Here is a 25,142-nt window from a genome sequence, read left to right as displayed (position 1 = left end):
CCAGATTCGCTTGTTGTTTTTATTATTTGTCATACGTCGTCGTACAACATCGATGCGGATATTTCCCATATTTTCGGGGATTGTCAACAGCAAGTTATACGATGACTCCCCATCCCGACGCAGAACCTTGTGGGAGCGAGCCTGCTCGCGAATGCACACTTACGTTCGACATGGTTGTCGACTGATACACCGCTTTCGCGAGCAGGCTCGCTCCCATAGGGGGAAAAGTGTTTTGCCGAGCGAATTGCGGCAAACTTCCCCCATCCTCCGCACAAGGCCTTTCGATGGATAAATACGCCCCGCGCCAATGGCAGCCACACGAGAAGCCCAGTCTGCCTGGTTCGCCCTCGACACCGTTACACTCCAATCGCAAGCGCCTGGCCTATGCGCTCGTCGGTGTACTGGTGGCGGTGACCGGCGGTTTGGGCAATTCGCTGGTGGTTGCCAACCTGATTTATCTGCAAGGCTCGCTGGGGGCGACCACGGCGGAAATGGCCTGGTTGCCGGCGGCCTTCGTGATGACCAACGTGTCGATGAACCTGCTGCTGGTGAAGTTTCGTCAGCAGTTCGGCTTGCGTGCGTTCACCGAGGTGTTTCTGGTGCTGTATGCACTGGTGACCTTTGGGCATCTGTTCGTCAACGATCTGAATTCGGCCATCGCCGTGCGAGCGGCGCACGGCATGGTCGGCGCGGCGCTGAGTTCGCTGGGCCTGTATTACATGGTTCAGGCGTTCCCGGCGAAGTGGCGGCTGAAGGCACTGGTGCTTGGCCTCGGCACCTCGCAACTGGCGCTGCCACTGGCGCGGCTGTTCTCCGAAGACCTGTTGCAGATTGCCGAATGGCGCGGCTTGTACCTGTTCGAACTGGGCATGGCGCTGCTGTCGCTGGGCTGCGTATTGCTGCTCAAGTTGCCGCCGGGTGACCGCTTCAAGACTTTTGAGAAACTCGACTTCCTGACCTTCGCCATTCTCGCCACCGGCGTCGGTTTGCTTTGTGCGGTGCTGTCACTGGGGCGCATCGACTGGTGGCTGGAAGCCGACTGGATCGGCGTCGCACTGGCGGCGTCGATCGCGCTGATCATCATGGGCCTGGCCATCGAGCACAACCGCAGCAACCCGCTGCTGATGACGCGCTGGCTGGGCAGCGGAACGATGATCCGCCTGGCGCTGGCGGTGACCCTGATTCGCATGGTCACCTCAGAACAATCCACCGGCGCAGTCGGGTTCATGCAGAACCTCAACATGGGCTATGAGCAACTGCATAGTCTGTACGTGGTGATGTTGATCGGCAGCATCGCCGGGCTGGCGACCAGCGCATTGACCATCGACCCGAAACACTTGCTGATGCCGCTGATCATCTCCCTGGCGCTGATGGCCACGGGGTCGGTGATGGACAGTTTTTCCAGCAACATCACGCGCCCGCAAAACATGTATTTCAGTCAGTTCCTGCTGGCATTCGGCAGTACGTTTTTTCTCGGCCCGACCATGGTCTTCGGTACGCGCAACGTGCTGACCAATCCGCGCAATCTGGTGAGTTTTTCCGTGCTGTTCGGGATCTGCAACAACCTCGGCGGGCTGCTCGGCGCTGCGTTGCTCGGGACCTTTCAGATCGTGCGCGAGAAATACCATTCCAGCCACATCGTCGAGCAACTGGTGATGTCCGATCCGCTGGTGGCGGCGCGCGTGCAAAGTGGCGGTGCGGCCTACGGCGGGTTTTTCGCCGACCCCGGTCTGCGCAACCTGGTCGGCATCCGCAGCCTCGCCAATGCGGCGACTCGCGAAGCGAACGTGCTGGCCTATAACGATGTCTTCATGCTGATCGCGGTCATTGCGGTATTGACCATGATCTGGCTTTCGATTCGCGCGTTGTGGCTGATGAGCACCACCAAAGCCATCGAGCCGACGCCTTCCGTACCATCAAGCGGTGCCACTTCTTCATGACCGAACCCACCACCACAACCACCAATGCCATCGCCGCCACGCCTGAAGGGCAGACGCCGCCGTCATCGCCAAACACCGCGCCACGCTCGTTGCGCGTACGCATCATTTCGTCACTGGGCTTTGCCGCGATTGCCATCGTCGGCGTGCTGATCGTGTTGTACGCCTGGCAATTGCCGCCGTTCAGCAGCGCCGTCGAAACCACCGAGAACGCCTTGATTCGCGGGCAGGTGACGATCATCGGGCCACAGCTCAGCGGCTATGTGTTCGAAGTGCCGGTGCAGGATTTTCAATACGTGAAGGCCGGCGACCTGCTGGTGCGTCTGGATGACCGGATCTACCAGCAGCGCCTCGATCAAGCGCTGGCGCAACTGGCGGTGCAGCGCGCGGCACTGGCCAACGTGGTACAGCAACGCAACAGCGCCGAGGCGACAATCAAGCTGCGCCAGGCGGTGCTCGCCGACAGTGAAGCGCAACTGCGCAAGAGCGAGGCGGATCTGCGTCGCAACAAGGATCTGGTCAGCGACGGCTCGGTGTCCAAGCGCGAATTCGACGTGACCCTTGCCGCCAATGCGCAAAGCACCGCGTCCGTGGCGCAAGCCAAAGCGAATCTGGAAATCGCCCGCCAGGACCTGCAAACGGTGATCGTCAATCGTGGCTCGCTGGAAGCCGCCGTGGCCAGCGCGGAAGCGGCGGTGCAACTGGCGCGGATCGACCTGTCGAACACGCGCATCGTCGCCCCGCGCGACGGTCAGCTCGGGCAGATCGGCGTGCGCCTCGGTGCCTACGTCAACTCCGGGGCACAGTTGATGGCGCTGGTGCCGGATCAGAAATGGGTGATCGCCAACATGAAGGAAACCCAGATGGACAACGTGCGCGTCGGGCAACCGGTGCGCTTCACCGTTGATGCGTTGAACCACCGCAAATTCACCGGGCACGTGCAGCATATTTCGCCGGGTACCGGTTCGGAGTTCGCCTTGCTGCAGGCCGACAACGCCACCGGCAACTTCGTCAAGATCGCCCAGCGCGTGCCGGTGCGGATCACCATCGATCCGGATCAGCAGGAAGAGGAGCGGTTGCGGCCGGGGATGTCGGTGGTGGTCAGCATCGATACCGCGGCGGGCGACACACAACCACATTGAGCCTGTGGGAGCCTGGGTTTTCCATCCGTTGCAAGCGAATGCTAGTCTTGGTCAACGCTGTCGTCAGGGAGCCCACATGGGCAATCACAAGATCGAAATTCGCCGTAGCAACGTCGAAAAAATTCTGCTGGCGGCGGAAAAAGTCTTCGCCGAAAAAGGCTTCGGCAGCACCGCCATGGCCGACATCGCCGCCGAGGTGCAACTGCCGCGTTCCAACCTGCATTACTACTTTTCAACCAAGAGCGAGCTTTACAGCGCGGTGCTGTTCGACCTGCTCGAAGTGTGGAAGCAGGACGCGCTGTGCTTTGAGATGTTCGATGATCCGCGCGTTGTGCTCAGCAGCTACATCCGCGCCAAGATGAACCACTCGCGCAGCCGCCCGTACGGCTCGAAAGTCTGGGCCAACGAAATCATTCATGGCGCGCCGACCCTCGGCGAGGCGCTGGATGCGAGCCTGTATGACTGGGCGAAAATGAAGGAAGCCAAGATTCGCCAGTGGGTCGAGGACAAGCGGATTCTGCCGGTGGAGCCGTCGAGCCTGCTGTACATGATCTGGGCCTCGACCCAGCACTATGCCGACTTCGATCATCAAGTGAATATCCTGAACGAGCACCAGCCGCTGTCGGACATGCAGTTCGAGCGGGCGGTGCAGACGGTGACGAGTGTGATCTTGCGCGGGATCGGGTTGGAGCCCTAAGTCAAAAGATCGCAGCCTGCGGCAGCTCCTACATGATCGTTCCCACGCTCTGCGTGGGAATGCAGCCCGGGACGCTCTGCGTCCCATTGGAACGCGGAGCGTCCCAAGAGGCATTCCCACGCAGAGCGTGGGAACGATCAGTGGCGGTGGTTCAGGCACTTACGTGATACGGATTGCGCGGATCATGATTCCAGTCGAGAAACGGCTTGCCCGTTTCCATCGGCACCATCTCGATGCAGTCCGCCACCGGGCAGGTGATCTGGCACAAATTGCAGCCCACACATTCGTCGTCGATCACCTCGTATTTATGCGTGCCGTCCGCCTGTTTCAAACTGCCGATCGCCTGGTGCGAGGTGTCTTCGCAAGCGATGTGACACCGCCCGCAACCAATGCACGCCTCCTGATCAATCTTCGCAATCACCTGGTAGTTGATATCGAGGTATTTCCAGTCGGTGGTATTGCCCACCGCGCGCCCGGAAAACTCACTGATGTTGGCGTAACCCTGACTGTCCATCCAGCGCGACAGGCCGTCCTTCATCTCTTCGACAATGCGGAAACCATGGAGCATCGCCGCGGTACACACCTGCACCGCGCCACTGCCCAGCGCCATGAATTCCGCCGCATCGCGCCAGCTGCCGATGCCGCCGATCCCGCAGATCGGCAAGCCCTGGGTCTGTGGATCGCGGGCGATTTCGGCGACCATGTTCAGTGCGATCGGTTTGACCGCCGAGCCGCAATAGCCGCCGTGGGTGCTTTTGCTGCCGACCGTCGGCAGGGCGACCATGTGTTCGAGGTCGACGCTGGTGATCGAGTTGATCGTATTGATCAGCGACACCGCATCGGCGCCGCCGCGATGTGCGGCGCGGGCGGCGACGCGGATGTCGGTGATGTTCGGCGTCAGTTTGACGATTACCGGCAGCGAGCAATAGGTTTTGCACCAGCGCGTCACCTGCTCGACGTACTCCGGCACCTGCCCGACCGCCGCGCCCATGCCGCGCTCGGGCATGCCGTGGGGGCAGCCGAAGTTCAGCTCAATGCCGTCAGCGCCGGTTGCCTCGACCAGCGGCAGGATGTGTTTCCACGATTCTTCCACGCACGGCACCATCAGCGAGACGATCAGCGCACGGTCCGGCCAAGCCTTTTTCACCTGGGTGATTTCGCGCAGGTTGATTTCCAGCGAGCGGTCGGTGATCAGCTCGATGTTGTTGATGCCCAGCACTTCCCGGTTATTGCCGTAGTGCGCCGAATAACGTGAGGAAACGTTCACCGCCGCCGGGTCTTCGCCGAGGGTTTTCCAGACCACGCCACCCCAACCGGCCTCGAAGGCGCGGACCACGTTGTAGGCCTTGTCGGTGGGCGGCGCGGAGGCCAGCCAGAACGGATTCGGGGCTTTGATGCCGGCGAAGACTATCGAGAGATCGGCCATTTACGCAGCCTCCACGTTGAGCATCAATTGCGCGTTGATCGCCTCGGCGGCGAGTTTGCCGTGCTGCACGGCTTGCACGGTAAGGTCCTGATCGAGGCTGGTGCAGTCACCGCCGGCGTACACACCGGGGATGCTGGTGCGCAGGTTTTCATCCACTTGAATGCGCTCGCCCTGACGCTTGAGTTCACGCGCCAGCGGGTCGGCGAGGGCGCCGCCGTCGAAGCTCTGGCCGATGGCTTTGAAGATCGCGTCAGCGGCCAATTCAAAGGTTTCGCCGGTGGTTTGCAGGCGACCGTCGACCAGATCGGTGCGGGCGAAACGCATGCCGCGCACATGGCCCTGAGCGTCGAGCAGCACTTCTTCTGGTTGCGCCCAGGTCAGCAAACGCACCTGATTGGCCTTGGCGATATCCTGTTCGTGCAGGGTCGCGCCCATGTCAGCGGCGCCGCGGCGATACACCAGATTCACATCCCGCGCGCCGAGGCGGGCCATTTGCACGGCCATGTCGATTGCCGTGTTGCCGGCGCCGAGGACGATGCAGCGCTCGGCCAGCGGCAGTTGCGTGAGGTCATCGGCCTGGCGCAGTTCGCGAATGTAGTCGGTGGCGGCGAGCAGACCGGGCGCGTCTTCGTGGGCCAGGCCGAGCTGCTTGCTGGCGTTGAGGCCGAGGCCGAGGAACACCGCGTCGAACTGTTGATGCAGTTCGCTGAGGGTCAGGTTGTCGCCGAGTTTCTGCCCGTGGCGGATTTCGATGCCGCCGATCTGCAGGAGAAAATCCAGCTCCTTCTGCGCGTAATCGTCGACCAGTTTGTACTTGGCGATGCCGTATTCGTTGAGGCCGCCAGCCTTGTCTCGCGCTTCGAAAATCACCACGTCATGGCCGTGCATCGCGCTGCGATGCGCACACGACAGACCGGCCGGCCCGGCACCGACCACGGCGATGCGCTTGCCGCTGCTGGCCGCGCGCTGGAACGGGTGCTCGGTGAAGTGTGCGTTGTCGACGGCGTAGCGTTGCAGCAGGCCGATCAGCACGGGTGCGCATTCCTGAGCGTTGTTGCGCACGCAGGCTTGCTGGCAAAGGATCTCGGTCGGACAGACCCGCGCACAACTGCCGCCAAGAATGTTCGCCGAGAGGATTTTCTGCGCCGCGCCGGGCACGTTGTCCTGATGGATATTGCGGATGAACGAGGGAATATCGATCTCGCTCGGGCACGCATTGACGCACGGCGCGTCGTAGCAATACAGGCAGCGCGAAGCTTCCAGGTGCGCCTGCCGGGCGTTGAGCGGCGGCGCCAGATCGGTGAAATGCCCGGCGAGGGCAGCCGCGCTTTCGTGCGGGTGGGGGAGGTGGTTCAGGGAGTCGATCACGGTGGTGTGCCTCACGGTTATTTGAGGTTTTTCTGCCTCTGTCGGGCAGTGGTTGATCGTTCCCACGCTCCGCGTGGGAATGCCTCTAGGGACGCTCCGCGTTCCAATGGGACGCAGAGCGTCCCCGGCTGCATTCCCACGCCGAGCGTGGGAACGATCAGGTCGGGGGATCAGCGCTTGACCGCAGTCGGGCGATGTTGTTCAGCCCGCTTGCTCAACAAATCAAACACCGCCGGGTACGCCGGCCGTTCGATGTAGCGCCCGGCGCCGCGTTCGGCGCGCAGGTCGCCGTCGGCCCAGACCAGCCGGCCCTGGCTGACGGTATGGCTGGGCACGCCGCGCACGGTCTTGCCTTCGAAGATGTTGAAGTCCACCTGCTGATGGTGGGTCTTGGCAGAAATCGTCCGCGTGCCTTGCGGGTCCCACAGCACCAGATCGGCATCGGCGCCGACGCGGATCGCGCCTTTGCGCGGATAGAGATTGAAGATTTTCGCGGTATTGGTGGAGGTGAGGGCGACGAAATCCTGCATCGACAAACGGCCACTGTTGACGCCTTCATCCCAGAGCACCGCCATGCGATCTTCGATGCCGGCCGTGCCGTTGGGAATCTTGCTGAAGTCATCGCGCCCGGCAGCTTTTTGCTCAGCGCAGAAACAGCAGTGATCGGTGGCGGTGGTGTGCAGGTTGCCGGCCTGCAAGCCATGCCACAGCGCTTCTTGATGCCCGCGCGGGCGGAACGGCGGGCTCATCACGTAGCCGGCAGCGGTCTGCCAGTCCGGGTGTTGATAGACGCTGTCGTCGAGCAGCAGATGCCCGGCCAGCACCTCGCCGTAAACCGGCTGGCCCTTGCTGCGGGCATAGGTGATTTCGTCCAGAGCTTCCTTGGTCGAGACGTGTACCAGGTACAACGGCGTGCCGATGGTTTCGGCAATGCGGATCGCCCGGCTCGCGGCTTCACCTTCGACCTGCGAAGGTCGCGACAACGGATGCGCTTCCGGCCCGGTAATGCCTTGGGCCATCAGCTTGCGTTGCAGGTGATAGACCAGTTCGCCGTTTTCCGCATGCACGGTCGGCACCGCGCCGAGTTCCAGGCAGCGCTCGAAACTCGCCACCAGCGTGTCGTCGGCGGCCATGATTGCGTTCTTGTAGGCCATGAAATGCTTGAAGCTGTTGATCCCGTGGTGGCTGACCAGCTCGGCCATTTCTTCGCGGACCTGCTCGCTCCACCAGGTGATCGCGACGTGGAAGCCGTAGTCGGAAGCGGACTTCTGCGCCCAGCCGCGCCACTGATGAAACGCCTCCATCAATGACTGCTGCGGGTTGGGAATCACGAAGTCGATGATCGACGTGGTGCCGCCGGCCAGACCCGCCGCCGTGCCGCTGTAGAAGTCTTCACTGGCCACGGTGCCCATGAACGGTAGTTGCATGTGCGTGTGCGGATCGATGCCGCCGGGCATCAGGTATTGGCCGCTGCCGTCGAGCACTTCAGCGCCGGCCGGAATATCCAGGTTGGCACCGATGGCTTTGATCACGCCGTCAGCGCAATAGACGTCGGCGCGATAACTTTCATCATGGGTAACAACGGTGGCGCCACGGATCAACAGAGACATTCCGAGTTCCTCGCAGGCATGACCGACTGGTGTCGGTTCTAGATGTTTTATAGGTCTTCAGCACAGCAGGGTTTATTCCTGTCATGGCTGTCAGGAATAGAAACTAGTCGCGATTTTATAAATGAGCAAGAATATTTTTTATAAGCTTAGAATCGTTTTAACTCGCTGAAAAATAACGATAAAAAACATGATTCACCAAAATGGTGAGGCCGTTCACCATTTTGACGCACTTGACAGGATGGAAATATGAGCAAGATTTCCTATGTGAAATCAGCCGCTTGAAGTTGAGCTGCAGCGGTTCGCTCACAAGGAAAAAAAGTGCAGTGCACCAGATTGAGTCCTGACAGTTCGAGCAACTTGCCAAGCGTTTAGCCTGAGCGTTCAGACAAGTTTTCCACTGGGACTCAAAAGAATAATTAAAACTGATGAATATCAGAAAGTTGCGAAGCGTTTGAAGCTCGGCCCTGGCGCTAAGCGGAACACCCGGCACGTTTATTGATGCCGCCGCTGACACCATGGCCGGTGCATGAAAGTTGTCAGTTCCTCCGGCCATCGTCCGGCTCGCACCTGCGTGTGCCAGCCGCCTGATGAGCAAAAATAATCAGAAGAACAGTGGAGCGGCCATGCAACAGATCAGATCGCAAGTGAGCGAGCGCGACGGCTTGTTCGAGCTCGAAGCCGGCAGCGACGTCCTCGACAGTCCCCGTTACAACCACGACATGGCGCCGACCAAGGTGCACGAACGCAGTTGGAACAAATGGCACATCACCGCGCTGTGGGTCGGCATGTCGATCTGCGTGCCGACCTATACGCTGGGCGGCGTACTCACCGCCTATTTCGGCCTGACGGTCGGTGAAGCGCTGCTGGCGATTCTGTTTGCCAACATCATTGTGCTGATTCCGCTGACGCTGAACGCATTCCCCGGGACCAAGTACGGCATCCCGTTTCCGGTGCTGCTGCGCTCGTCGTTCGGCATTCTCGGCTCCAACGTACCGTGTCTGATTCGCGCGCTGGTCGCGTGTGGCTGGTTCGGTATCCAGACGATGTTCGGCGGGCTGGCGATCCACCTGTTTCTGGGCTCGGTGTTCGAGGGTTGGAAATCCTTGGGCGGCACCGGTGAGGTGATCGGTTTCATGGTGTTCTGGGCGCTGAACCTGTGGGTGGTGATTCGCGGCGCCGAGTCGATCAAGTGGCTGGAAACCCTGTCCGCGCCGCTGCTGGTGGCGGTCGGTATTGGCCTGCTGGTGTGGGCGATGCCCAATGTGTCGATGAGCGAACTGATGGCGATCCCGGCCAAGCGTCCGGAAGGCGCCAGCGTGGTCGGTTACTTCGCCGCCGGGCTGACGGCGATGGTCGGTTTCTGGGCCACGCTGTCACTGAACATTCCTGACTTCAGTCGCTACGCCAAGAGCCAGAAAGACCAGATTCTGGGGCAGATCATCGGTCTGCCATTGACCATGTTTCTGTTCGCCGCGCTCGGCGTGGTGATGACCGCGGCATCGGTGAAACTGGTCGGCGTGACCGTGTCGGATCCGGTCACCCTGATCGGCCACATCCAGAGCCCGGTGTGGGTGGCGGTGGCCATGGCGCTGATCATCATTGCGACGCTGTCGACCAACACCGCGGCCAACATCGTCTCGCCCACCAACGACTTTCAGAACATCGCGCCGAAGGTGATCAACCGCACCAAAGCGGTGGTGCTGACCGGTCTGGTCGGGCTGGCGCTGATGGCCCATGAGTTGCTGAAGAAGCTCGGTCTGATCGTTTCCGATGTCAGCCTGGAAAGCGTGTATTCCAACTGGCTGCTGGGCTATTCGAGCCTGCTCGGACCGATTGCGGGGATCATGGTGGTGGACTATTTCCTGATCAAGAAACAGCAACTGGACCTGGCCGGCCTGTACCGCGACGACGTGTATCCGGCATGGAACGGCGCCGGGTTCATCGCCTTCGGCGTGCCGGTGCTGCTGACCTTGCTGTCGCTGGGCAGCGATGCGTTCAGCTGGTTCTACAGCTACGGCTGGTTCACCGGCTCGGCGCTGGGTGGTTTGATCTATTACGGGTTGTGCGTGATGCGCGCGCAGCCTTCAGCCGTGAAAACAGCGGTGTGAGGGATGGCCCTTTCGCGAGCAGGCTCGCTCCCACATTTGCAATGCGTTTGATCGTTCCCACGCTCTGCGTGGGAATGCAGCCCGGGACGCTCTGCGTCCCTATCGGTATCAACACTGAGGAGATCCCCATGAACGCAGCCGTCGACGTTCTGCAATCGACCCATCAGCACATCAACCGCGATCGCCTGTGGGCCTCGCTCATGGAGCTCGCCAAACTCGGCGCCACGGTCAAGGGCGGTGTCTGTCGGCTGGCCCTGACCGACCTCGACCGCCAGGCCCGCGACTTGTTTGTGCAATGGTGCAAGGAGGCCGGATGCAGCGTCACGGTGGACGCCGTCGGCAATATTTTCGCCCGCCGTCCGGGGCGTAACCCCGAGCTGCCACCGGTGATGACCGGCAGCCACATCGATACGCAACCCACCGGCGGCAAGTTCGACGGCTGCTTCGGCGTGCTCGCCGGCGTCGAAGTCCTGCGTACCTTGAACGACCTCAACGTGGAAACCGAAGCGCCGCTGGAAGTGGTGGTCTGGACCAACGAAGAAGGCTCGCGCTTCGCCCCGTGCATGATGGGCTCGGGGGTGTTCGCGGAAAAGTTCACCCTCGCCGAAACCCTGGCCAAAGTCGACGCCGACGGGGTCACGGTCGGTGAAGCGCTCAACGCCATCGGCTACGCCGGTTCGCGCAAAGTCAGCGGACACCCGGTCGGCGCCTATTTCGAAGCGCATATCGAGCAAGGGCCGATTCTTGAAGACGAAAAGAAAACCATCGGCGTGGTCCTCGGCGCGCTGGGGCAGAAGTGGTTCGACCTGAAACTGCGCGGCGTCGAAGCCCACGCCGGCCCGACGCCGATGCACCTGCGTAAAGACGCACTGGTTGGCGCTGCAGTGATCGTCGGTGCCGTCAACCGCGCCGCCCTCGGCCATCAGCCGCACGCCTGCGGCACGGTCGGTTGCCTGCAAGCCTATCCCGGTTCGCGCAACGTGATTCCCGGCGAAGTGCGCATGACCCTGGATTTTCGTCATCTGCAACCGGCGCGTCTGGATTCGATGATCGCTGAGGTCAAGCAAGTCATCGAAGCCACTTGCCAGGCCCACGGCCTCACTTATGAACTGACACCGACTGCCGACTTCCCGCCGCTGTACTTCGAAAAAGGCTGCGTCGAAGCGGTACGCGGCGCGGCGCAAGGGCTGGGCCTGTCGCACATGGACATCGTCAGCGGCGCCGGCCACGACGCGATTTTCCTCGCCGAACTCGGCCCGGCCGGGATGATCTTCGTCCCGTGCGAAGGCGGCATCAGCCACAACGAAATCGAAAACGCCGCGCCGGACGATCTGGCGGCGGGGTGTGCAGTGCTGCTGCGGGCGATGCTGGCGGCATCGGCGATGGTGGCCGCCGGACAGCGCGCGGCCTGACACAAAAGCCGATGCTTCCAAATCCTGTGGGAGCGAGCCTGCTCGCGATAGCGGTGTGTCAGCCACAGATGATTTGGCTGACCTGACGCCATCGCCAGCAGGCTGGCTCCCACAGGGATCTTCGGCGTGCCTGAGTCAGGTGGCCCCCGCAAATCGTATAGCAGTGAGCCTGCTCGCGATGAGGCCAGTCAGTTCAGCGCAAAACCTCAAGCGCACCCGTCAAGGCGCACCAAACATCATCGTCCAGTACACCCCTTCAGCGCTGCGCGCTTCACTGGCAAAGCCAGCGCCGACCTGGGTGTACATCGGGTTCATCAGGTTGGCGCAATGCCCGGGGCTGGCCAGCCATCCGGCCATGGCCTTGCCCGGTGAGCTTTGGCCGGCGGCGATGTTTTCGCCGATTTGCCGACCGCGATAACCGGCGGCGCGGGCACGGTCGGCTGGCTGTTCGCCGTCCGGGTCGCGGTGGGCGAAGTAGTTGCCGTAGGCCATGGCTTTGCTATGGCCCTGCGCGGCGGCGCCCAATGCCGCGTTCCAGCTCAGGGGCCGTGCGGCGGCGAAGCGTTGACGGCCGCACATGCGTGGGCGGGCGCGGGCGGCGTTGACTTCAGCGAGCAATGCCTTGCCGACGCTGCGGTTGTCACCGACGCGGTTGTCGAGCACCGGTCGCGCCAGCACCACTTGCCATTGATTGCGCGAGCGGCTGACGCCGATGTCGGCATACGTCGCATCGAGCAGCGCGGAGCAGTGCTCGTCGAGCAACTGGTCGAAGGCTTCTTCGGCGTCCTCGGCACCGACCACTCGAATACTGCGCACCGCGGTGGCGGCGTAGCCCGAGGACTTCAGCGCCTGACGCAGGCCGCCGCCATAGCCATAACCGATCGGCAGGGCCAGGTTCGCGTTCAGCCGCAACGGTGCCAGACGCTGCGCCGGGCGCCGCTCGCAACGTTGCGGGTGGGCACGATAATCATTGATCGCGGCCACCAGTTGCCGCTCCGCGCCGGCTTGGGCGGTTTCGACATATAGCGCAGAAAGAATCAGCAGACACAACGAAACGAAGCGAGACGAACGAACGGCGTGGCGCATGGGGCGGGCGGCTCTAAAGGGGGACAGCGCAAAAAATCGAGTGAACCGCGGAATGCGGCGCGGGTAGGACTGGCGATTCGCGACTTGGTTCAAGCGATGGGTGGCGGTTTTGGAGCGGGGCGACAAAGGGCTACTTCAGGCGGAGTGATATCGCCCGTGATGGCCCCTTCGCGAGCAGGCTCGCTCCCACAGGGGAACGCATTTCAATGTAGGAGCGAGCCTGCTCGCGATGGCGCATTTGAAAACAACCAACACTTCCACTGGGGAGTGCATTTCAAAAGTGGGAGCGAGCCTGCTCGCGAAGGGGCTCTTGAGAACGACTCGACTATCACTGATTCAACACTTCCTCCATCCACTGCAAATACTCTTCCCGCGCGGCAATCGAGTTATGCCCAGACTCCGGAACCACCCGAAGCGCCGCCACGCCCGCAGGGAAATTTTCGAGCAGGCGCTGGGTGCTGGCACGCGGAATCACCTCATCATCACTGGCCGCCAGCAGCAACGTCGGCACACGGATATGCGCGGCATATTTGCCCGACTCGAAGCGATCCTTGAGCAACCACTTGACCGGCACCCACGGGTATTGGCGCACCGCGATTTCTTCGAGGCTGTTGTAAGGCGTCACCAGAATCAACTGCTGCACCGGCCGCTGGCTGGCCAGGCGCACGGCGACACCCGAGCCGAGACTGCGCCCGATCACGACGATCTGCGGATGACTGGCGTAAACCTGATCGAACAGCGCCAGCGCATCCTCGGCAATCGCCGCTTCGGACGCCGAGCCGTCACTGTTGCCGAAACCACGGTAATTGAGCAGGTACAGCGCGTAGTCAGGAAAAGCCTCGGCAAACTCCGGCAGATTGCGCGAGACGTCCTCGGCATTGCCGCCGAAATACAGCAGCGCTCGCGCACCGTTATGAGCGCGGGTAAGCACCGAAACCTTCGCGTCGGGCATCGACAAGGTCATCAGCGAGTCAGGGCTGGCAACAATATTGGGCTGCGGGAAATAGATCAGCGAACGCTGAAACACGAACAGCGCCGCACACAGCACCAGGTACACAGCGACGAGCAATGCGACGAGTGACATCAAGGTTCGGGACATTCGGCTATTTTTAATCGTGAGTGAAGGTTGGCCGTCGCAGTGTAGTCCACCGCAACACTCGGCCGCTCGCCACACAACCGGCAACAGATCCATGCAGCAGGGGAGCCAGCATGAGCCACACTGAGGGTTATTCCCGACGCCGCCTGCTCACGCTGGCAGCCGGGGTTTCGGCGGTCTTGAGCCTTGATCGGGCGTTGGCCAGCCGCACGATGTCCGCGACGCCCGGAGGCCAGACCATGCAGACCCGCGCCATCCCCTCCAGCACCGAGGCGCTGCCGATCGTCGGCCTGGGCACCTATCGCGGTTTCGACGTGGTCCCTGGCGATGCGGTTTATCGGCAGTTGCCGGCGGTACTCGATCGATTGTTCGAAAAGGGCGGCACCCTCATCGACAGTTCGCCAATGTATGGCCGCGCCGAGCAGACCACCGGTGAACTGCTGTCGATCCACCAGCCACGTTCGCCGGCATTTCTGGCCACCAAAGTCTGGACGCGTGGGCGCGAGGAAGGCATCGCGCAAATGGAGCAGTCATTCAGCCTGTTGCAAACCGAGCGCATCGACCTGATGCAGATCCACAACCTGCTCGACTGGCAAACCCACCTGCCGACCTTACGTGAATGGAAGGAGCAGGGGCGCATTCGCTACATCGGCATCACCCACTACACGCCCTCGGCTTACGACGAAGTTGAAGCGGTGCTGAAGACTGAATCTGTGGATTTTCTGCAAATCAACTACGCCCTCGACGATCGCGGCGTCGAGAAGCGCATCCTGCCGCTGTGCCGCGAACGTGGGGTCGCGGTGATTTGCAATCGGCCATTCGGTGGTGGTGGGTTGCTCGCGCGGCTCAAGGGCAAGCCGCTGCCGGGTTGGGTTTCGGATGTGCAGGTCAACAGTTGGCCGCAACTGGCGTTGAAATTTCTGCTCTCGCATTCGGCGGTGACATGCGTGATTCCGGGCACCAGCAATCCGCGCTACATGGCGGATAATGCCAGGGCCGGGTTCGGGCCGATGCTGACCGATGCGCAACGGCATCAGTTGATAGTGTTGCTGGGGTAGCCGCAGCGGCGCGTTATTGCCAAAGCGTCTAAAGGACTGTCAGGTCTGACAGTGGGAAGATTCGCTTCCGTGATCAATGATGGTGGCCAAAGGTTCTGACAAGGAGCGCAGCCATGAGCAGCGTCCGCCAGACGTTGACCGGGAGTGTCGCTGTCTGCCTGCTGGCAATGTCCCGTGAAGCGTGGGCAGAAATGGCGCAGTACATCTGCCTTGGGCAAGAGCACGGCCAACAAGCGGCGGTGACTGCAGCTTCGGAAACGCAAGCCGTGGAGTTAGCGAAAGTTCAGTGGCGGACCGTCGGTTGTTATAAAGATAATGCGCTCAACGGCGATAGCGCAGCGCCACCCGCCACAACGCAATCGCCGCCGTCGGGCGTCGACTCGAATAGGGCAGGTGACAGTTGGGAAGTGGACGGGACAGATGGGGCTAAGCAGTCTCCGCAGACCGAGTGAACCCTGACCCTCACCCCAGCCCTCTCCCGGAGGGAGAGGGAGCCGACCGAGGTGTCTCACGTCTTGCATCGACCTGAAAAACCATATCGATTATGGATTCACAGCAGCACGCCCAAATCAGCGCAACCCTCGAACATCCCCCAAACAGTCCCCTCTCCCTTTGGGAGAGGGTTAGGGTGAGGGGCTTTTCAGGGCCTCAGATCATCTCCGGCAACGATGACAGCATCTTGTCCAGGGTAATCGGATACTCCCGCACCCGCGCGCCAGTGGCGTTATAGATCGCATTGGCCACCGCTGCACTGACCCCGCAAATCCCCAGTTCACCGACGCCTTTGGCCTTCATGGGCGAGGAAATCGGGTCGGTTTCATCGAGGAAAATCACCTCCTGATGGGGAATGTCGGCATGCACCGGCACTTCGTATCCGGCCAGGTCATGATTGACGAAAAAGCCCAGTCGGGTATCCACCGCCAGTTCTTCCATCAACGCCGCACCAACGCCCATGGTCATCGCACCGATCACCTGGCTGCGCGCCGAGGTCGGGTTGAGAATCCGACCCGCCGCGCACACCGCGAGCATGCGCCGCACGCGGACTTCGCCGGTGGCGGCATCGACTGCAACTTCGACGAAATGCGCGCCGAAAGTCGACTGCTGATACTTCTCGGCCAGATCGCCGAATTCAATGCTGTCCTCGCCGACCAATGCGTCGCCTTCTGCGGCATTGCGCAACGGCAGGCTTTTGCCACCGGCACGCACCTGGCCGTCGATGAATTCGGCCTGGTCTGCCGCCATGCCGAGTTTGCCGGCCACCGCCTCACGCAGTTTCACGCACGCGGCATATACGCCGGCGGTCGAGCAGTTGCCGCCGAACTGGCCGCCCGAGCCGGACGATACCGGGAAGTTCGAATCGCCCAGACGCACGGTCACATCGTCGAGGCCGACGCCAAGCATTTCTGCAGCGGTCTGCGCAATGATCGTGTAGCTGCCGGTGCCGATGTCGGTCATGTCGGTTTCTACCGTGACCGTGCCGTCGCGCTCCAGCCGTACCCGCGCGCCGGACTTGACCAGCAGGTTGTTGCGAAACGCCGCCGCCACGCCCATGCCGATCAGCCAGCGGCCTTCGCGGCGCGTGCCGGGCTTGGCTTGACGCTCATCCCAGCCGAACTTCTGTGCGCCAAGCTCCAGGCATTTGACCAGTTGACGCTGGGAAAACGGCCGCTCGGTTTTGACCGGGTCGACCTGGGTGTCATTGACAATACGGAACTGGATCGGGTCCATGTTCAACTGTTCGGCCATTTCATCCATAGCGATTTCCAGCACCATCAACCCGGGTGCTTCACCCGGTGCGCGCATAGAATTGCCCTCGGGCAGATCCAGCGGCGCGAGGCGCATGCTGACCCGACGGTTTTCTGCGGCATAGAGTAATTGGCTCGGCTGCGCGGCGAGTTCGACCTTGCCGTCGGCGAGGTTGCCCGACCAGCCTTCGTGGGCGATAGCGGTGAGCTTGCCTTCCGCCGTGGCGCCCATGCGAATGCGCTGGATGGTCGCCGGGCGATGGGTGGTGTTGTTGGCCATTTGCGGGCGGGCGAGGGCGACCTTCACTGGCCGCCCGGCCATGCGCGCGCCTAGGGCGGCGAGGATCGCGTCGGCGCGCACGAACAATTTGCCGCCGAAGCCACCGCCGATGTAAGGCGAAACCACGCGCACGTTTTCTGCTGGCAGACCGAGGGTTTTGGCCACGTCGCCGACCGTCCAGGCGACCATCTGGTTGGAGGTCCACAAGGTCAGATGATCGCCGTCCCATGCCGCCAGAGTCGAATGCGGTTCCATCATCGCGTGGGACTGGTCGGGCGTGGTGTAGGTGCGGTCAAACTGCACCGGCGCAGCGGCGAAGGCCTTGTCGAAATCGCCGTGATTGACGTCGGGCAATTCGTCTTTCGGCTCGACGCCCAAATCGCGCACGCTGGCCAGATCGAACTTGCCGTCGCTGGTTTCGTAGTCGACCTTGACCAACTGCGCCGCCGCGCGCGCCTGTTCGAAGGTCTCGGCCACCACGAGCGCAACCGCTTGCTGATAATGCTGCACCTCGGGATGGGCGAGCAGGTGCGCGGCGTTGTATTGGCCCTTGTCGAGCTTGCCGGCATTCGCGCCAGTGACGATCGCCAGCACACCGGGCGCAGCTTTTGCCTCGTCGAGGTGAATGGCTTTGATCCGGCCCTTGGCAATGCCGGCATCGACCATGAAACCGTACGCCTGGTTGGCTGCCGCTTCATGTTGCTCGTAGGCGTAGGTCGCTTGACCGCAGGTTTTCAACCGGCCTTCAACGCGTGGGGTGGGTTGGCCGACCACTTTCAACTGGTCGATCGGATTGGTGGTGGCGGGCGTGTCGAATTTCATGCCGTTTCCCTCGCTTGCGCCAACACCGCGCCGAGCGTGCGCTCGACCAGGGTCAGTTTGAATTGGTTGTCGTCGGTCGGTGTCGCGCCTTCGAGCAGGCGCTGGCTGACGGCTTTGGCACCCTGCGGCAGCAGCGCTTCGGCGGCTTCGACGCGCCACGGTTTCGGCGCGATGCCACCGACCGCCACGCGGCCGCTGCCGTCCTTTTGCAAGATCAAGCCGACCGAGACCAGCGCAAACGCGTAGGAGGAGCGATCGCGCACCTTGTGATAAATGTGCGTGCCGCCTACTGGTGGCGGCAGGGTCACGGCGGTGATGAACTCGCCGGGCGTGAGGCTGGTTTCGATGTGCGGCGTGTCACCGGGCAACTGATGGAAATCGGCCATGGCGATGCTGCGTGTGCTGCCGTCGGGTTTCACCGTCTCGATCTGCGCATCGAGGGCGCGCATGGCGATGGCCATGTCACTCGGATGGGTGGCAATGCACGCCTTGCTGACGCCAATGATGCCGAGCTGTCGGGTGACTCCGCCAATGGCTGCGCAGCCGCTGCCGGGGTTGCGTTTGTTGCAGGCCTGATGGGTGTCGTAGAAGTACGGGCAGCGGGTGCGTTGCAGCAAATTGCCGGCGGTGGTGGCCATGTTGCGCAGTTGCCCCGAAGCGCCGGCGAGCAAGGCGCGCGACAGCAGGGCGTAGTCTTTGCGCACCCGCGCATCGGCGGCCAGATCAGTGTTGCGTACCAGCGCGCCGATGCGCAGACCGCCCTCGGGCGTGGCTTCGATCTGATCAAGGCCCAAATGATTGATATCGATCAGATGCGGCGGGGTTTCGATGTCGAGCTTCATCAGATCGAGCAGGTTGGTGCCGCCAGCGATGAACCGGGCGCCTTCGACCTGAGCGGCTTGCGCGGCCGCCGCGGCAGGCGAGTCGGCGCGGCTGTAATTGAACGCTCTCATGCCGATTCCTCCGCGACTTCAGTGATGGCTTCGATGATGTTCGAGTAGGCGCCGCAACGGCAGATGTTGCCGCTCATGCGTTCCTGCAATTCGGCGGCGATCAGCTGCGGCGGTTCGGTCAGGCTCGGGCTGACGTGGCTGGGGATGCCGTCGCGGATTTCCTTGAGCACCGCCACCGCCGAGCAGATCTGCCCCGGCGTGCAGTAGCCGCACTGATAACCGTCATGTTTGATGAACGCCGCTTGCATCGGGTGCAGCGTGTCGGGCATGCCGAGGCCTTCGATGGTGGTGACCTCGCTGCCGTCATGCATCACCGCCAGGCTCAGGCAGGAATTGATCCGCCGGCCATCGGTGATCACCGTGCAGGCGCCGCACTGGCCGTGGTCGCAGCCTTTCTTGGTGCCGGTCAGCTGCAGGTGCTCACGCAGGGCGTCGAGCAGGGTGGTACGGGTATCGACGTTCAACTCGCGCGGTTGGCCGTTGACGTTGAGGGTCACTTTGCTCATGGCGGGTTGCTCCAGATTGGCCGCATAGGCCTTGAGGCTGATAAACGGGGGCATCGCAAACGCGGTCGCAGTCACAGCGCCGAGGATCAAAAAACTGCGTCGGGAAATCGTCATGGTTCGATTCCTTGTCTCTCATCAGGCGGCAGGGATCACAGATGGCCCTGTCGGGCGCGCCGGCATGCGTACCGGTCTCGTAAAAGGAGTGACCGCAGGGGAGGGGAAAAGGTTTTGTCGGATTTCGCGCCAAGCGTTATGCGCGCCGTTCATCAATCGTCAGGCCAACTCGAATCCCTGTGGGAGCGAGCCTGCTCGCGAAGGGGTCGGCAGAGCCAATATCTTCATTGGCTGACCGCACGCTATCGCGAGCAGGCTCGCTCCCACAGGGAAAAATGATGTAACGGGTTAATGTGCGCCCACCACCATCGAGGTAAACGGCGCCACATACGCCTGCAACGTCACCAGCCCGCCGACCAGGATCGCCAGTACGATCGAGTGGAAGAACACGTAGCGCAGGATCTCGCCCTCATGCCCGTACCAGCGGGTGGCGGTGGAGGCGACCACGATCGATTGCGCGTCGACCATTTTGCCCATCACCCCACCCGAGCTGTTCGCCGCCGCCATCAGCACCGGACTGATGCCGAGCTGTTCCGAGGTGACCCGTTGCAAGCCGCCGAACAGCACGTTCGACGCCGTGTCCGAGCCGGTCAGCGCCACGCCGAGCCAGCCGAGCAGCGTGCCGAACATCGGATAGAAAATCCCCGTCGCCGCAAACGCCAGGCCCATGGTCGCGTCGAGCCCCGAGTAGCGCGTGAGGAACCCCAGCGCCAGCATCGCCGCAATGGTGATCAGCGAAAACCGCACCACCCACAGCGTGCGCAGGTATTGCTTGATCAACTGCGGGATCGAATAGCCCATCAACAGCCCGCCGACGATCGCCGCCAACAGAATCCCGCTGCCGGTCGCGGTGAGCCAGGTGAATTTGTACACCGCTTCTTCAGCTTTCGGCGCAGCCACCACGGGCGGCACTTTTTCGATCTGCAAATGCAGGCTGGTGAAGGTCACCGCCGGGGCGAAAATCGGGTTGGCTTCGCGCAGCGGTTTGCCTTGCGCATCGAGCCTGGCCGACTGCGTCACCGGATCCATCGCCGGGCGCGTGTCGAACATGTTCTTGAAGCCCTGGGTGCCCCAGGCAAACACGAACACCGTGAGGATGATCCACGGCATCCACGCACGCATCACCGCCGGCCGCGCCTGATCGCTGAACGCGGCGCTGGCGGTGACTTTTTCTTCATCGACTTTGGAGTTGTCGACGCGCCCCGAGAGTGCCGCCGAGGTGTGAATGGTCGCCGGTTTCCACACCTTCAGAAACAGCGTCAGGCACGCCATGGAAATCAGCGCAGCGATGACGTCCACCAGCATCGGCCCGTGGTAGTTCGACACGAGAAATTGCGGAATGGCGAAGCTGACGCCAGCCACCAGAATCGCCGGCCACACTTCGAGCATCTTGCGCCAGCCGGCGAAGGCCCAGATCAGCCAGAACGGCACCAGCACCGAGAAGAACGGCAACTGTCGACCGACCATCATCGACAATTCCATTTCATCCAGCCCGGTGACTTTCGCCAAGGTGATGATCGGCGTGCCCAGGGCGCCGAACGCCACCGGCGCGGTGTTGGCGATCAGCGCCAGCCCCGACGCCGCCAACGGCGAAAACCCCAGGCCGATCAGAATTGCCCCGGTCACCGCCACCGGTGTGCCGAAACCGGCCGCGCCTTCGAAGAAGGCACCGAAGCAAAAGGCGATCAGCAGCAACTGCAAACGGCGGTCGTCGGTGATCCGTGCGAGCGAGTCCTGCAGCACTTTGAACGAGCCGTTCTCGGTGGTCAGGCGATGCAGAAAGATGATGTTGAGCACGATCCAGCCGATCGGCAGCAGGCCGTTCGCCGCGCCGAACAACGCCGCCGAACCGGCCATGCCCGCCGGCATGTCGAAGGCGAAAATCGATATCAGCAAGGCCGAGGCCAGCGCCAGCAGCGCGGCCAGATGCGCCTTGACGTGGAAAAACGCCAGCGCGGCGAGCATCACCACCACCGGCACGGCGGCCATCAGCGTGGAAATCACTGGATTGCCAAACGGGTCATACACTTGCTGCCAGACCATGGTCCACCTCTGCTTGTTGTTATTGAGGGCGCAGATCCATTGCGTGGGGGTTGGTTGCAAGCAGTATAGGTGGCGTTTCGCCGCTGTTCGGCGATGACGAACGAGGCGACCAACGGTCGATGCTGGCCAGTGAATCAACCGCGTTTTGCCCGGTCGTATCTGCGGCTGCGCGCACCGCGTTCCGAAAGCGTAGGCAGCGTGGCCGACTCCGTCGTCAAGACCTTGGTTTTAGGGAAGTTTTGAATGAAGCAAGCGACAACGATCCTGCTGACCGTGACCGCCGCCGTTTTGCTCGGTGGCTGCGTGGCGGATTTTGATGATGACCACCGCCATGGCCGGCACTACGACCGCGATCATGGGCGCTATTACGACCACGACCGGCGCTGGGATGACCGCGATGACGACCGTCGCGACGGGCGCCGCTACTACCGTGACAGGGACGACGACTGATTGATCCAAAGTCCCAGGGATGGGCTTTGGTGATCTGCAGGAGAGGGATGGACGCAGTGATGGCATTTCAGTAGCATTCGCGTTTTTTTACTCTGCCAAGGAAGATCATGTCCATTGTTTCTCCGCTGCGCCTGGCCTTATCCGTGGCTGGCACAGTGCTGTCCTGCGCGCTGCTGGTCGGTTGCAACGTTAACGGCACTTATCAGGATGCGACTGATCCTGACGCTGCCAAGGTAAGGTTCGTGGCCAATACCGACAATGCCACGATCGACTATTTCGATGCCGGGCACTGCGACGGCTTGACCACCGGCATGCTCAACAACGTGCTCATTGGCGACAGCAAGCGCCGCGCTGGAATGCTGGTGGCGCCGCCGGAAAAAGCGCGCGATTACCTTGAATTCAAGATCAAACCCGAGCAGCCGGCTTACCTGCGGGTCAACACGCAGGTCGGTTACGCCACCTGTGGCTCGGGGTTTTCCTTTACGCCCAAGCCTGGCAACGAATACGAAGTGACGCTCAATGTCACCAAGACGCAGTGCATCACTTCGTTGCGTCATCTGCAGCGGGTCGACGGTAAAGACGTGCGCACCATGATGCCACTGGATAGCTCGGCACTGGCTGCGTGCGTGGGGCGCAATCCGATCTTTCCAAAACCGCCGGAACTGCTGCCCGATACGCCACAACGCACAGTTCTGATCGACCGCATCATCGAAGGCAGTCTTTTCGTATTCATGAAGCCGGACGCGAACAAAGCGCCGCAAGCCAGCTTTTCAACGGAAAAACTCGATTCGCTGATCAACGACCGCAAGGCCAAACTGGGCTTTACCTTGCCGGACGATTACTGGGCACTGTATCGCCAGAATCTGATCGAATTCGACAAGGAAAGCGCGACCACCAAAGACCAGGCGATGCAGCGCACCAAGGACGAATATCGCCAGCGTCTGCGCAGCATCGATGACAAGCGTCTGACCGAGTGGGCCAACGTGGATGAAAAGGGTGGCAAACGCGGCAACGCGGCGCCGGTTGGCGAGGAAAAATCCATGCTGATGTTCTATTTCCAGGCGTCGAACCGCGTGATGGCCGAAGCCATCGATCATCACCTTGATCGAATGTCCGCCATGGACGCGAAATACGAGGTCTGCTCGCGCTTCGCCGAATGCTGGAAGCGCTGACCGCCTGAACGGGCGATGGCAAAAAAGCCCACTGAGCCGAAGCGGCCAGTGGGCTTTTTCATGGGTCTCTGTCACGCAGACAGGTTATTTCACGGATTAAAAGTGAGCGCTCGCCCGGACGCTGGATCGCGCAGGCACGGCGGCCTCGATGTCCAGCAAATGGGTGGCGAGAATGTCGCTCAGAAAACGGAACTGATCGTTGAAGCCGACCACTTCATTGCTGAAGTGATTGCTGGCAGCGGGCATCAGCAGATCCTCGAATGCCTCGTTGAACACCAGCGCGCGGGCCTTGTGCGACACAACCTGCTGGGCGTAATAGTTGCTGCCGAACACCGGGAAACTCACGGAGAGGGTGACTTGGGTGTGAATCATGCTGTGAACTCCTCGTTGTGTTTCGGATGGCTTGATCGTGCCTTTCATAGGCGGTTGGCGGAAGGCAATCGTGGCGATGGTGAATATCGATGGCGGTGATGGTTGGGGGGCGCAGGTGTTGCTGATGGCCTCTTCGCGAGCAGGCTCGCTCCCACATTTGAAATGCATTTCACCTTTGTGGGAGCGAGCCTGCTCGCGAAAGCGCCGGAACATCCAACTCACCTTTGACTGACCCACCTATACTCAAATCCGCCCCCGTTCATCCAAGGAACCAGCACCGTGAATCCGCGTGCGCTGCTAATCGCCGCACTGCTCGTCCTGACCGGCTGCGCCACTTCGGCGCGGCCGCCGGTGATTGCGCCGCGCGCGGTGGTGGTATCGCCGGTCACCTGGCAACAGATCGACCGGGAAATCGTCAGCGCCTCGCAGCAGGCCACCGCGCAGGTCAAGCTGTTCGCCCGTGGCTCGATGGAACATTGGCGCACTCGGGTCTATCAGCAAACTGAAGAAAATTTCATTCCGTGGTTCAGCAGCTACTGGACCCAGGAATGGCTGTCGATGAAAGTCAGCTGGTACACGATCAATGCTGGCGGCGAGCAGGACGCCTCGGCCAGGCGACTGGCGGCGTACCTGCTTGAGCAATATCAGGAAAGGGTGCTGGCGCCGGTGGCGGTGGAGATCGATCCGGATGCCATTCTCGCTCAGGCCACCGCCTTCTATACGCAGTTGATGGCGCAGCAGATGCCGTTGATCGCCCAGCGCCACGGGGTGCCGTTGGCGCAACTCAACGGGCGTTTGCAGAAAGTCCCGGCCATCGCCCTCGGTCCGCCGCCGGCGCGCGATGCGTCGTTGTTTCAGGTCATCAGCACTGAGCCTCTGAATACCTTGCCGGCGTATGCCGCGCTGATCGACAAGATCCACACCGACGGCGGCGCCAAAGGCATCGCCTCGACCGAGGCGGCGATGGCGCCAGTGGCCAAACGCGCGAGCCAGCGCATGGAGGCGGAGATGGCCCCGCGCGGCGCCGCCAGTGCTGTTGCTGCAGCAGCCGGGAAGCTCGCGGGAGGTTTGATCTCGGTGGGCGTGGCGGGGATTCGCGCGATCATCCAGGCCAACGATCGTCCCGACAGCGAAGCGCTGATCCGCAGCAGCCTGGGCGGAACTTTCGACAAGGCCTGGCTGAAACTGGTGCAAAGCCCGACCACCGGGGTCATGGCCGGCACGCTGCACATGACCGGGCAGGTCGAGGGCCATCTGGGTGGCGTTGATGAGCCGCCGGTCGGGCTGGGCGTGAATCGTGTCGAATGGCAACCGCCGCAATCGACCAGTCAGCAGATCGAACCCAACGTGCAAGGAGAATGATCATGGCTTACATCGATATTTTCGTGGCGCCGGTACCGAACGCCAATCACGAGCAATACAAAAAACACTGCGAGATCGCCGCGCGGCTGTTCAAGGAATACGGCGCCACGGAGGTGATGCAGTGTTGGGGCGATGACGTTCCGGAAGGCAAGCTCACCTCGTTTCCGATGGCGGTAAAACTCAAGGACGGCGAGACCGTATCGTCCGGCTGGCTGATCTGGCCGGACAAGGCCACTCGCGATGCCGGCATGGCGAAAATGATGGAAGACCCGCGCATGCAGCCGGACGTCAACCCGATGGGTTTTGATGGTCAGCGGATGATTTTTGGCGGGTTCAAGAACCTCCTCGAATCCTGAGTGCCTGCAGAACCCTTGTGGGAGCGA

Annotated in this window: 21 protein-coding genes; 11 read left to right on the top strand and 10 right to left on the bottom strand. The window is 61.8% G+C overall.

Annotated elements, in window-relative coordinates; translation table 11 throughout:
* Nucleotides 1-284: 284 nt before the first annotated feature.
* From ACGSLL_RS04155 to ACGSLL_RS04145, 3 genes are all read left to right on the top strand, one after another.
* Nucleotides 285-1,940, top strand: coding sequence for an MFS transporter (locus ACGSLL_RS04155; RefSeq protein WP_394503455.1), 1,656 nt, complete (start codon nt 285-287; stop codon nt 1,938-1,940).
* Nucleotides 1,937-3,079, top strand: a complete 1,143-nt coding sequence (locus ACGSLL_RS04150) for an HlyD family secretion protein (protein ID WP_394503453.1) — start codon at nt 1,937-1,939, stop codon at nt 3,077-3,079. Before ACGSLL_RS04155 ends, ACGSLL_RS04150 begins: the two co-directional genes overlap by 4 nt.
* A gap of 76 nt (nt 3,080-3,155) precedes the next feature.
* Nucleotides 3,156-3,776 carry a TetR/AcrR family transcriptional regulator gene (locus tag ACGSLL_RS04145; protein WP_090282838.1) on the top strand — a complete coding sequence of 207 codons (621 nt, stop codon included), beginning with the start codon at nt 3,156-3,158 and terminating at the stop codon, nt 3,774-3,776.
* Between the two features lie 151 nt (nt 3,777-3,927).
* Here ACGSLL_RS04145 and preA read toward each other — a convergent pair whose 3' ends face one another.
* The 3 genes from preA to hydA all read right to left on the bottom strand — a co-directional run bounded on the left by preA (nt 3,928) and on the right by hydA (nt 8,180).
* Complete coding sequence (gene preA, locus ACGSLL_RS04140) at nt 3,928-5,202, bottom strand: NAD-dependent dihydropyrimidine dehydrogenase subunit PreA (protein WP_394503450.1); 1,275 nt, start codon at nt 5,200-5,202, stop codon at nt 3,928-3,930.
* Nucleotides 5,203-6,570, bottom strand: coding sequence for an NAD(P)-dependent oxidoreductase (locus ACGSLL_RS04135; RefSeq protein ID WP_394503448.1), 1,368 nt, complete (start codon nt 6,568-6,570; stop codon nt 5,203-5,205).
* Between the two features lie 170 nt (nt 6,571-6,740).
* The gene (gene hydA, locus ACGSLL_RS04130; RefSeq protein WP_394503446.1) at nt 6,741-8,180 is read right to left on the bottom strand and encodes a dihydropyrimidinase; all 1,440 of its coding nucleotides are present in this window, start codon (nt 8,178-8,180) and stop codon (nt 6,741-6,743) included.
* A gap of 623 nt (nt 8,181-8,803) precedes the next feature.
* Here hydA and ACGSLL_RS04125 point away from each other — a divergent pair.
* Nucleotides 8,804-10,288 carry an NCS1 family nucleobase:cation symporter-1 gene (locus tag ACGSLL_RS04125; protein ID WP_394503444.1) on the top strand — a complete coding sequence of 495 codons (1,485 nt, stop codon included), beginning with the start codon at nt 8,804-8,806 and terminating at the stop codon, nt 10,286-10,288.
* A 128-nt stretch (nt 10,289-10,416) separates the two neighbouring features.
* Nucleotides 10,417-11,700, top strand: a complete 1,284-nt coding sequence (locus ACGSLL_RS04120; protein ID WP_394503442.1) for a Zn-dependent hydrolase — start codon at nt 10,417-10,419, stop codon at nt 11,698-11,700.
* Between the two features lie 219 nt (nt 11,701-11,919).
* On the opposite strand, the gene ACGSLL_RS04115 is transcribed toward ACGSLL_RS04120, so the two are convergent.
* Together ACGSLL_RS04115 and ACGSLL_RS04110 are read right to left on the bottom strand one after the other, a co-directional pair.
* Nucleotides 11,920-12,786: a CAP domain-containing protein gene (locus ACGSLL_RS04115; RefSeq protein WP_394503440.1), complete on the bottom strand. Its 867-nt coding sequence runs from the start codon at nt 12,784-12,786 to the stop codon at nt 11,920-11,922.
* A gap of 328 nt (nt 12,787-13,114) precedes the next feature.
* Nucleotides 13,115-13,885 (bottom strand): alpha/beta hydrolase, encoded by a 771-nt coding sequence (locus ACGSLL_RS04110; RefSeq protein ID WP_394503438.1) that lies wholly within the window; start codon nt 13,883-13,885, stop codon nt 13,115-13,117.
* Nucleotides 13,886-14,121: 236 nt separating this feature from the next.
* Between ACGSLL_RS04110 and ACGSLL_RS04105 the strand changes: the two genes are divergently transcribed.
* Entirely contained in the window at nt 14,122-14,940 is an 819-nt protein-coding gene (locus ACGSLL_RS04105) for an aldo/keto reductase (RefSeq protein ID WP_394503805.1), read from the top strand.
* A gap of 113 nt (nt 14,941-15,053) precedes the next feature.
* The gene (locus ACGSLL_RS04100; protein WP_394503436.1) at nt 15,054-15,392 is read left to right on the top strand and encodes a hypothetical protein; all 339 of its coding nucleotides are present in this window, start codon (nt 15,054-15,056) and stop codon (nt 15,390-15,392) included.
* 196 nt (nt 15,393-15,588) lie between these two features.
* On the opposite strand, the gene paoC is transcribed toward ACGSLL_RS04100, so the two are convergent.
* The 4 genes from paoC to ACGSLL_RS04080 form a co-directional block, all read right to left on the bottom strand.
* The gene (paoC, locus tag ACGSLL_RS04095) at nt 15,589-17,787 is read right to left on the bottom strand and encodes an aldehyde oxidoreductase molybdenum-binding subunit PaoC (protein WP_394503434.1); all 2,199 of its coding nucleotides are present in this window, start codon (nt 17,785-17,787) and stop codon (nt 15,589-15,591) included.
* The gene (locus tag ACGSLL_RS04090) at nt 17,784-18,740 is read right to left on the bottom strand and encodes an FAD binding domain-containing protein (RefSeq protein WP_394503432.1); all 957 of its coding nucleotides are present in this window, start codon (nt 18,738-18,740) and stop codon (nt 17,784-17,786) included. The genes paoC and ACGSLL_RS04090 overlap by 4 nt, the downstream gene beginning before the upstream one ends.
* Nucleotides 18,737-19,360 carry an aldehyde dehydrogenase iron-sulfur subunit PaoA gene (gene paoA / locus ACGSLL_RS04085; protein WP_394503430.1) on the bottom strand — a complete coding sequence of 208 codons (624 nt, stop codon included), beginning with the start codon at nt 19,358-19,360 and terminating at the stop codon, nt 18,737-18,739. Before paoA ends, ACGSLL_RS04090 begins: the two co-directional genes overlap by 4 nt.
* 288 nt (nt 19,361-19,648) lie before the next feature.
* Entirely contained in the window at nt 19,649-21,403 is a 1,755-nt protein-coding gene (locus tag ACGSLL_RS04080; RefSeq protein WP_394503428.1) for an L-lactate permease, read from the bottom strand.
* A 243-nt stretch (nt 21,404-21,646) separates the two neighbouring features.
* Here ACGSLL_RS04080 and ACGSLL_RS04075 point away from each other — a divergent pair, with 243 nt between their 5' ends.
* Nucleotides 21,647-21,853: a hypothetical protein gene (locus tag ACGSLL_RS04075; RefSeq protein ID WP_093102387.1), complete on the top strand. Its 207-nt coding sequence runs from the start codon at nt 21,647-21,649 to the stop codon at nt 21,851-21,853.
* Nucleotides 21,854-21,960: 107 nt separating this feature from the next.
* Nucleotides 21,961-23,025, top strand: coding sequence for a hypothetical protein (locus tag ACGSLL_RS04070; RefSeq protein ID WP_394503426.1), 1,065 nt, complete (start codon nt 21,961-21,963; stop codon nt 23,023-23,025).
* Nucleotides 23,026-23,121: 96 nt separating this feature from the next.
* Here ACGSLL_RS04070 and ACGSLL_RS04065 read toward each other — a convergent pair whose 3' ends face one another.
* Nucleotides 23,122-23,397 (bottom strand): hypothetical protein, encoded by a 276-nt coding sequence (locus ACGSLL_RS04065; RefSeq protein ID WP_394503424.1) that lies wholly within the window; start codon nt 23,395-23,397, stop codon nt 23,122-23,124.
* A gap of 279 nt (nt 23,398-23,676) precedes the next feature.
* Between ACGSLL_RS04065 and ACGSLL_RS04060 the strand changes: the two genes are divergently transcribed.
* Together ACGSLL_RS04060 and ACGSLL_RS04055 are read left to right on the top strand one after the other, a co-directional pair.
* Nucleotides 23,677-24,759 (top strand): hypothetical protein, encoded by a 1,083-nt coding sequence (locus tag ACGSLL_RS04060; protein ID WP_394503422.1) that lies wholly within the window; start codon nt 23,677-23,679, stop codon nt 24,757-24,759.
* A gap of 2 nt (nt 24,760-24,761) precedes the next feature.
* Nucleotides 24,762-25,115: a DUF1428 domain-containing protein gene (locus ACGSLL_RS04055; protein WP_258448799.1), complete on the top strand. Its 354-nt coding sequence runs from the start codon at nt 24,762-24,764 to the stop codon at nt 25,113-25,115.
* Nucleotides 25,116-25,142: the final 27 nt, after the last annotated feature.

Source organism: Pseudomonas retamae (assembly GCF_043496865.1).
Taxonomy (GTDB): Bacteria; Pseudomonadota; Gammaproteobacteria; order Pseudomonadales; family Pseudomonadaceae; genus Aquipseudomonas; species Aquipseudomonas retamae.
The sequence above is the reverse complement of the archived record's forward strand: the minus strand, read 5'-3'. Positions and strand labels throughout refer to the sequence as shown.

Coding starts and splice junctions, on each gene's coding strand:
- preA (WP_394503450.1), bottom strand. CDS start 5,202: ATGGCCGATCTCTCGATAGTCTTCGCCGGCATCAAAGCCCCGAATCCG.
- ACGSLL_RS04150 (WP_394503453.1), top strand. CDS start 1,937: ATGACCGAACCCACCACCACAACCACCAATGCCATCGCCGCCACGCCT.
- hydA (WP_394503446.1), bottom strand. CDS start 8,180: ATGTCTCTGTTGATCCGTGGCGCCACCGTTGTTACCCATGATGAAAGT.
- ACGSLL_RS04100 (WP_394503436.1), top strand. CDS start 15,054: ATGAGCAGCGTCCGCCAGACGTTGACCGGGAGTGTCGCTGTCTGCCTG.
- ACGSLL_RS04055 (WP_258448799.1), top strand. CDS start 24,762: ATGGCTTACATCGATATTTTCGTGGCGCCGGTACCGAACGCCAATCAC.
- ACGSLL_RS04110 (WP_394503438.1), bottom strand. CDS start 13,885: ATGTCCCGAACCTTGATGTCACTCGTCGCATTGCTCGTCGCTGTGTAC.
- ACGSLL_RS04090 (WP_394503432.1), bottom strand. CDS start 18,740: ATGAGAGCGTTCAATTACAGCCGCGCCGACTCGCCTGCCGCGGCGGCC.
- ACGSLL_RS04155 (WP_394503455.1), top strand. CDS start 285: ATGGATAAATACGCCCCGCGCCAATGGCAGCCACACGAGAAGCCCAGT.
- ACGSLL_RS04105 (WP_394503805.1), top strand. CDS start 14,122: ATGCAGACCCGCGCCATCCCCTCCAGCACCGAGGCGCTGCCGATCGTC.
- ACGSLL_RS04115 (WP_394503440.1), bottom strand. CDS start 12,786: ATGCGCCACGCCGTTCGTTCGTCTCGCTTCGTTTCGTTGTGTCTGCTG.
- ACGSLL_RS04145 (WP_090282838.1), top strand. CDS start 3,156: ATGGGCAATCACAAGATCGAAATTCGCCGTAGCAACGTCGAAAAAATT.
- ACGSLL_RS04125 (WP_394503444.1), top strand. CDS start 8,804: ATGCAACAGATCAGATCGCAAGTGAGCGAGCGCGACGGCTTGTTCGAG.
- ACGSLL_RS04075 (WP_093102387.1), top strand. CDS start 21,647: ATGAAGCAAGCGACAACGATCCTGCTGACCGTGACCGCCGCCGTTTTG.
- ACGSLL_RS04065 (WP_394503424.1), bottom strand. CDS start 23,397: ATGATTCACACCCAAGTCACCCTCTCCGTGAGTTTCCCGGTGTTCGGC.
- paoA (WP_394503430.1), bottom strand. CDS start 19,360: ATGACGATTTCCCGACGCAGTTTTTTGATCCTCGGCGCTGTGACTGCG.
- ACGSLL_RS04070 (WP_394503426.1), top strand. CDS start 21,961: ATGTCCATTGTTTCTCCGCTGCGCCTGGCCTTATCCGTGGCTGGCACA.
- ACGSLL_RS04080 (WP_394503428.1), bottom strand. CDS start 21,403: ATGGTCTGGCAGCAAGTGTATGACCCGTTTGGCAATCCAGTGATTTCC.
- paoC (WP_394503434.1), bottom strand. CDS start 17,787: ATGAAATTCGACACGCCCGCCACCACCAATCCGATCGACCAGTTGAAA.
- ACGSLL_RS04120 (WP_394503442.1), top strand. CDS start 10,417: ATGAACGCAGCCGTCGACGTTCTGCAATCGACCCATCAGCACATCAAC.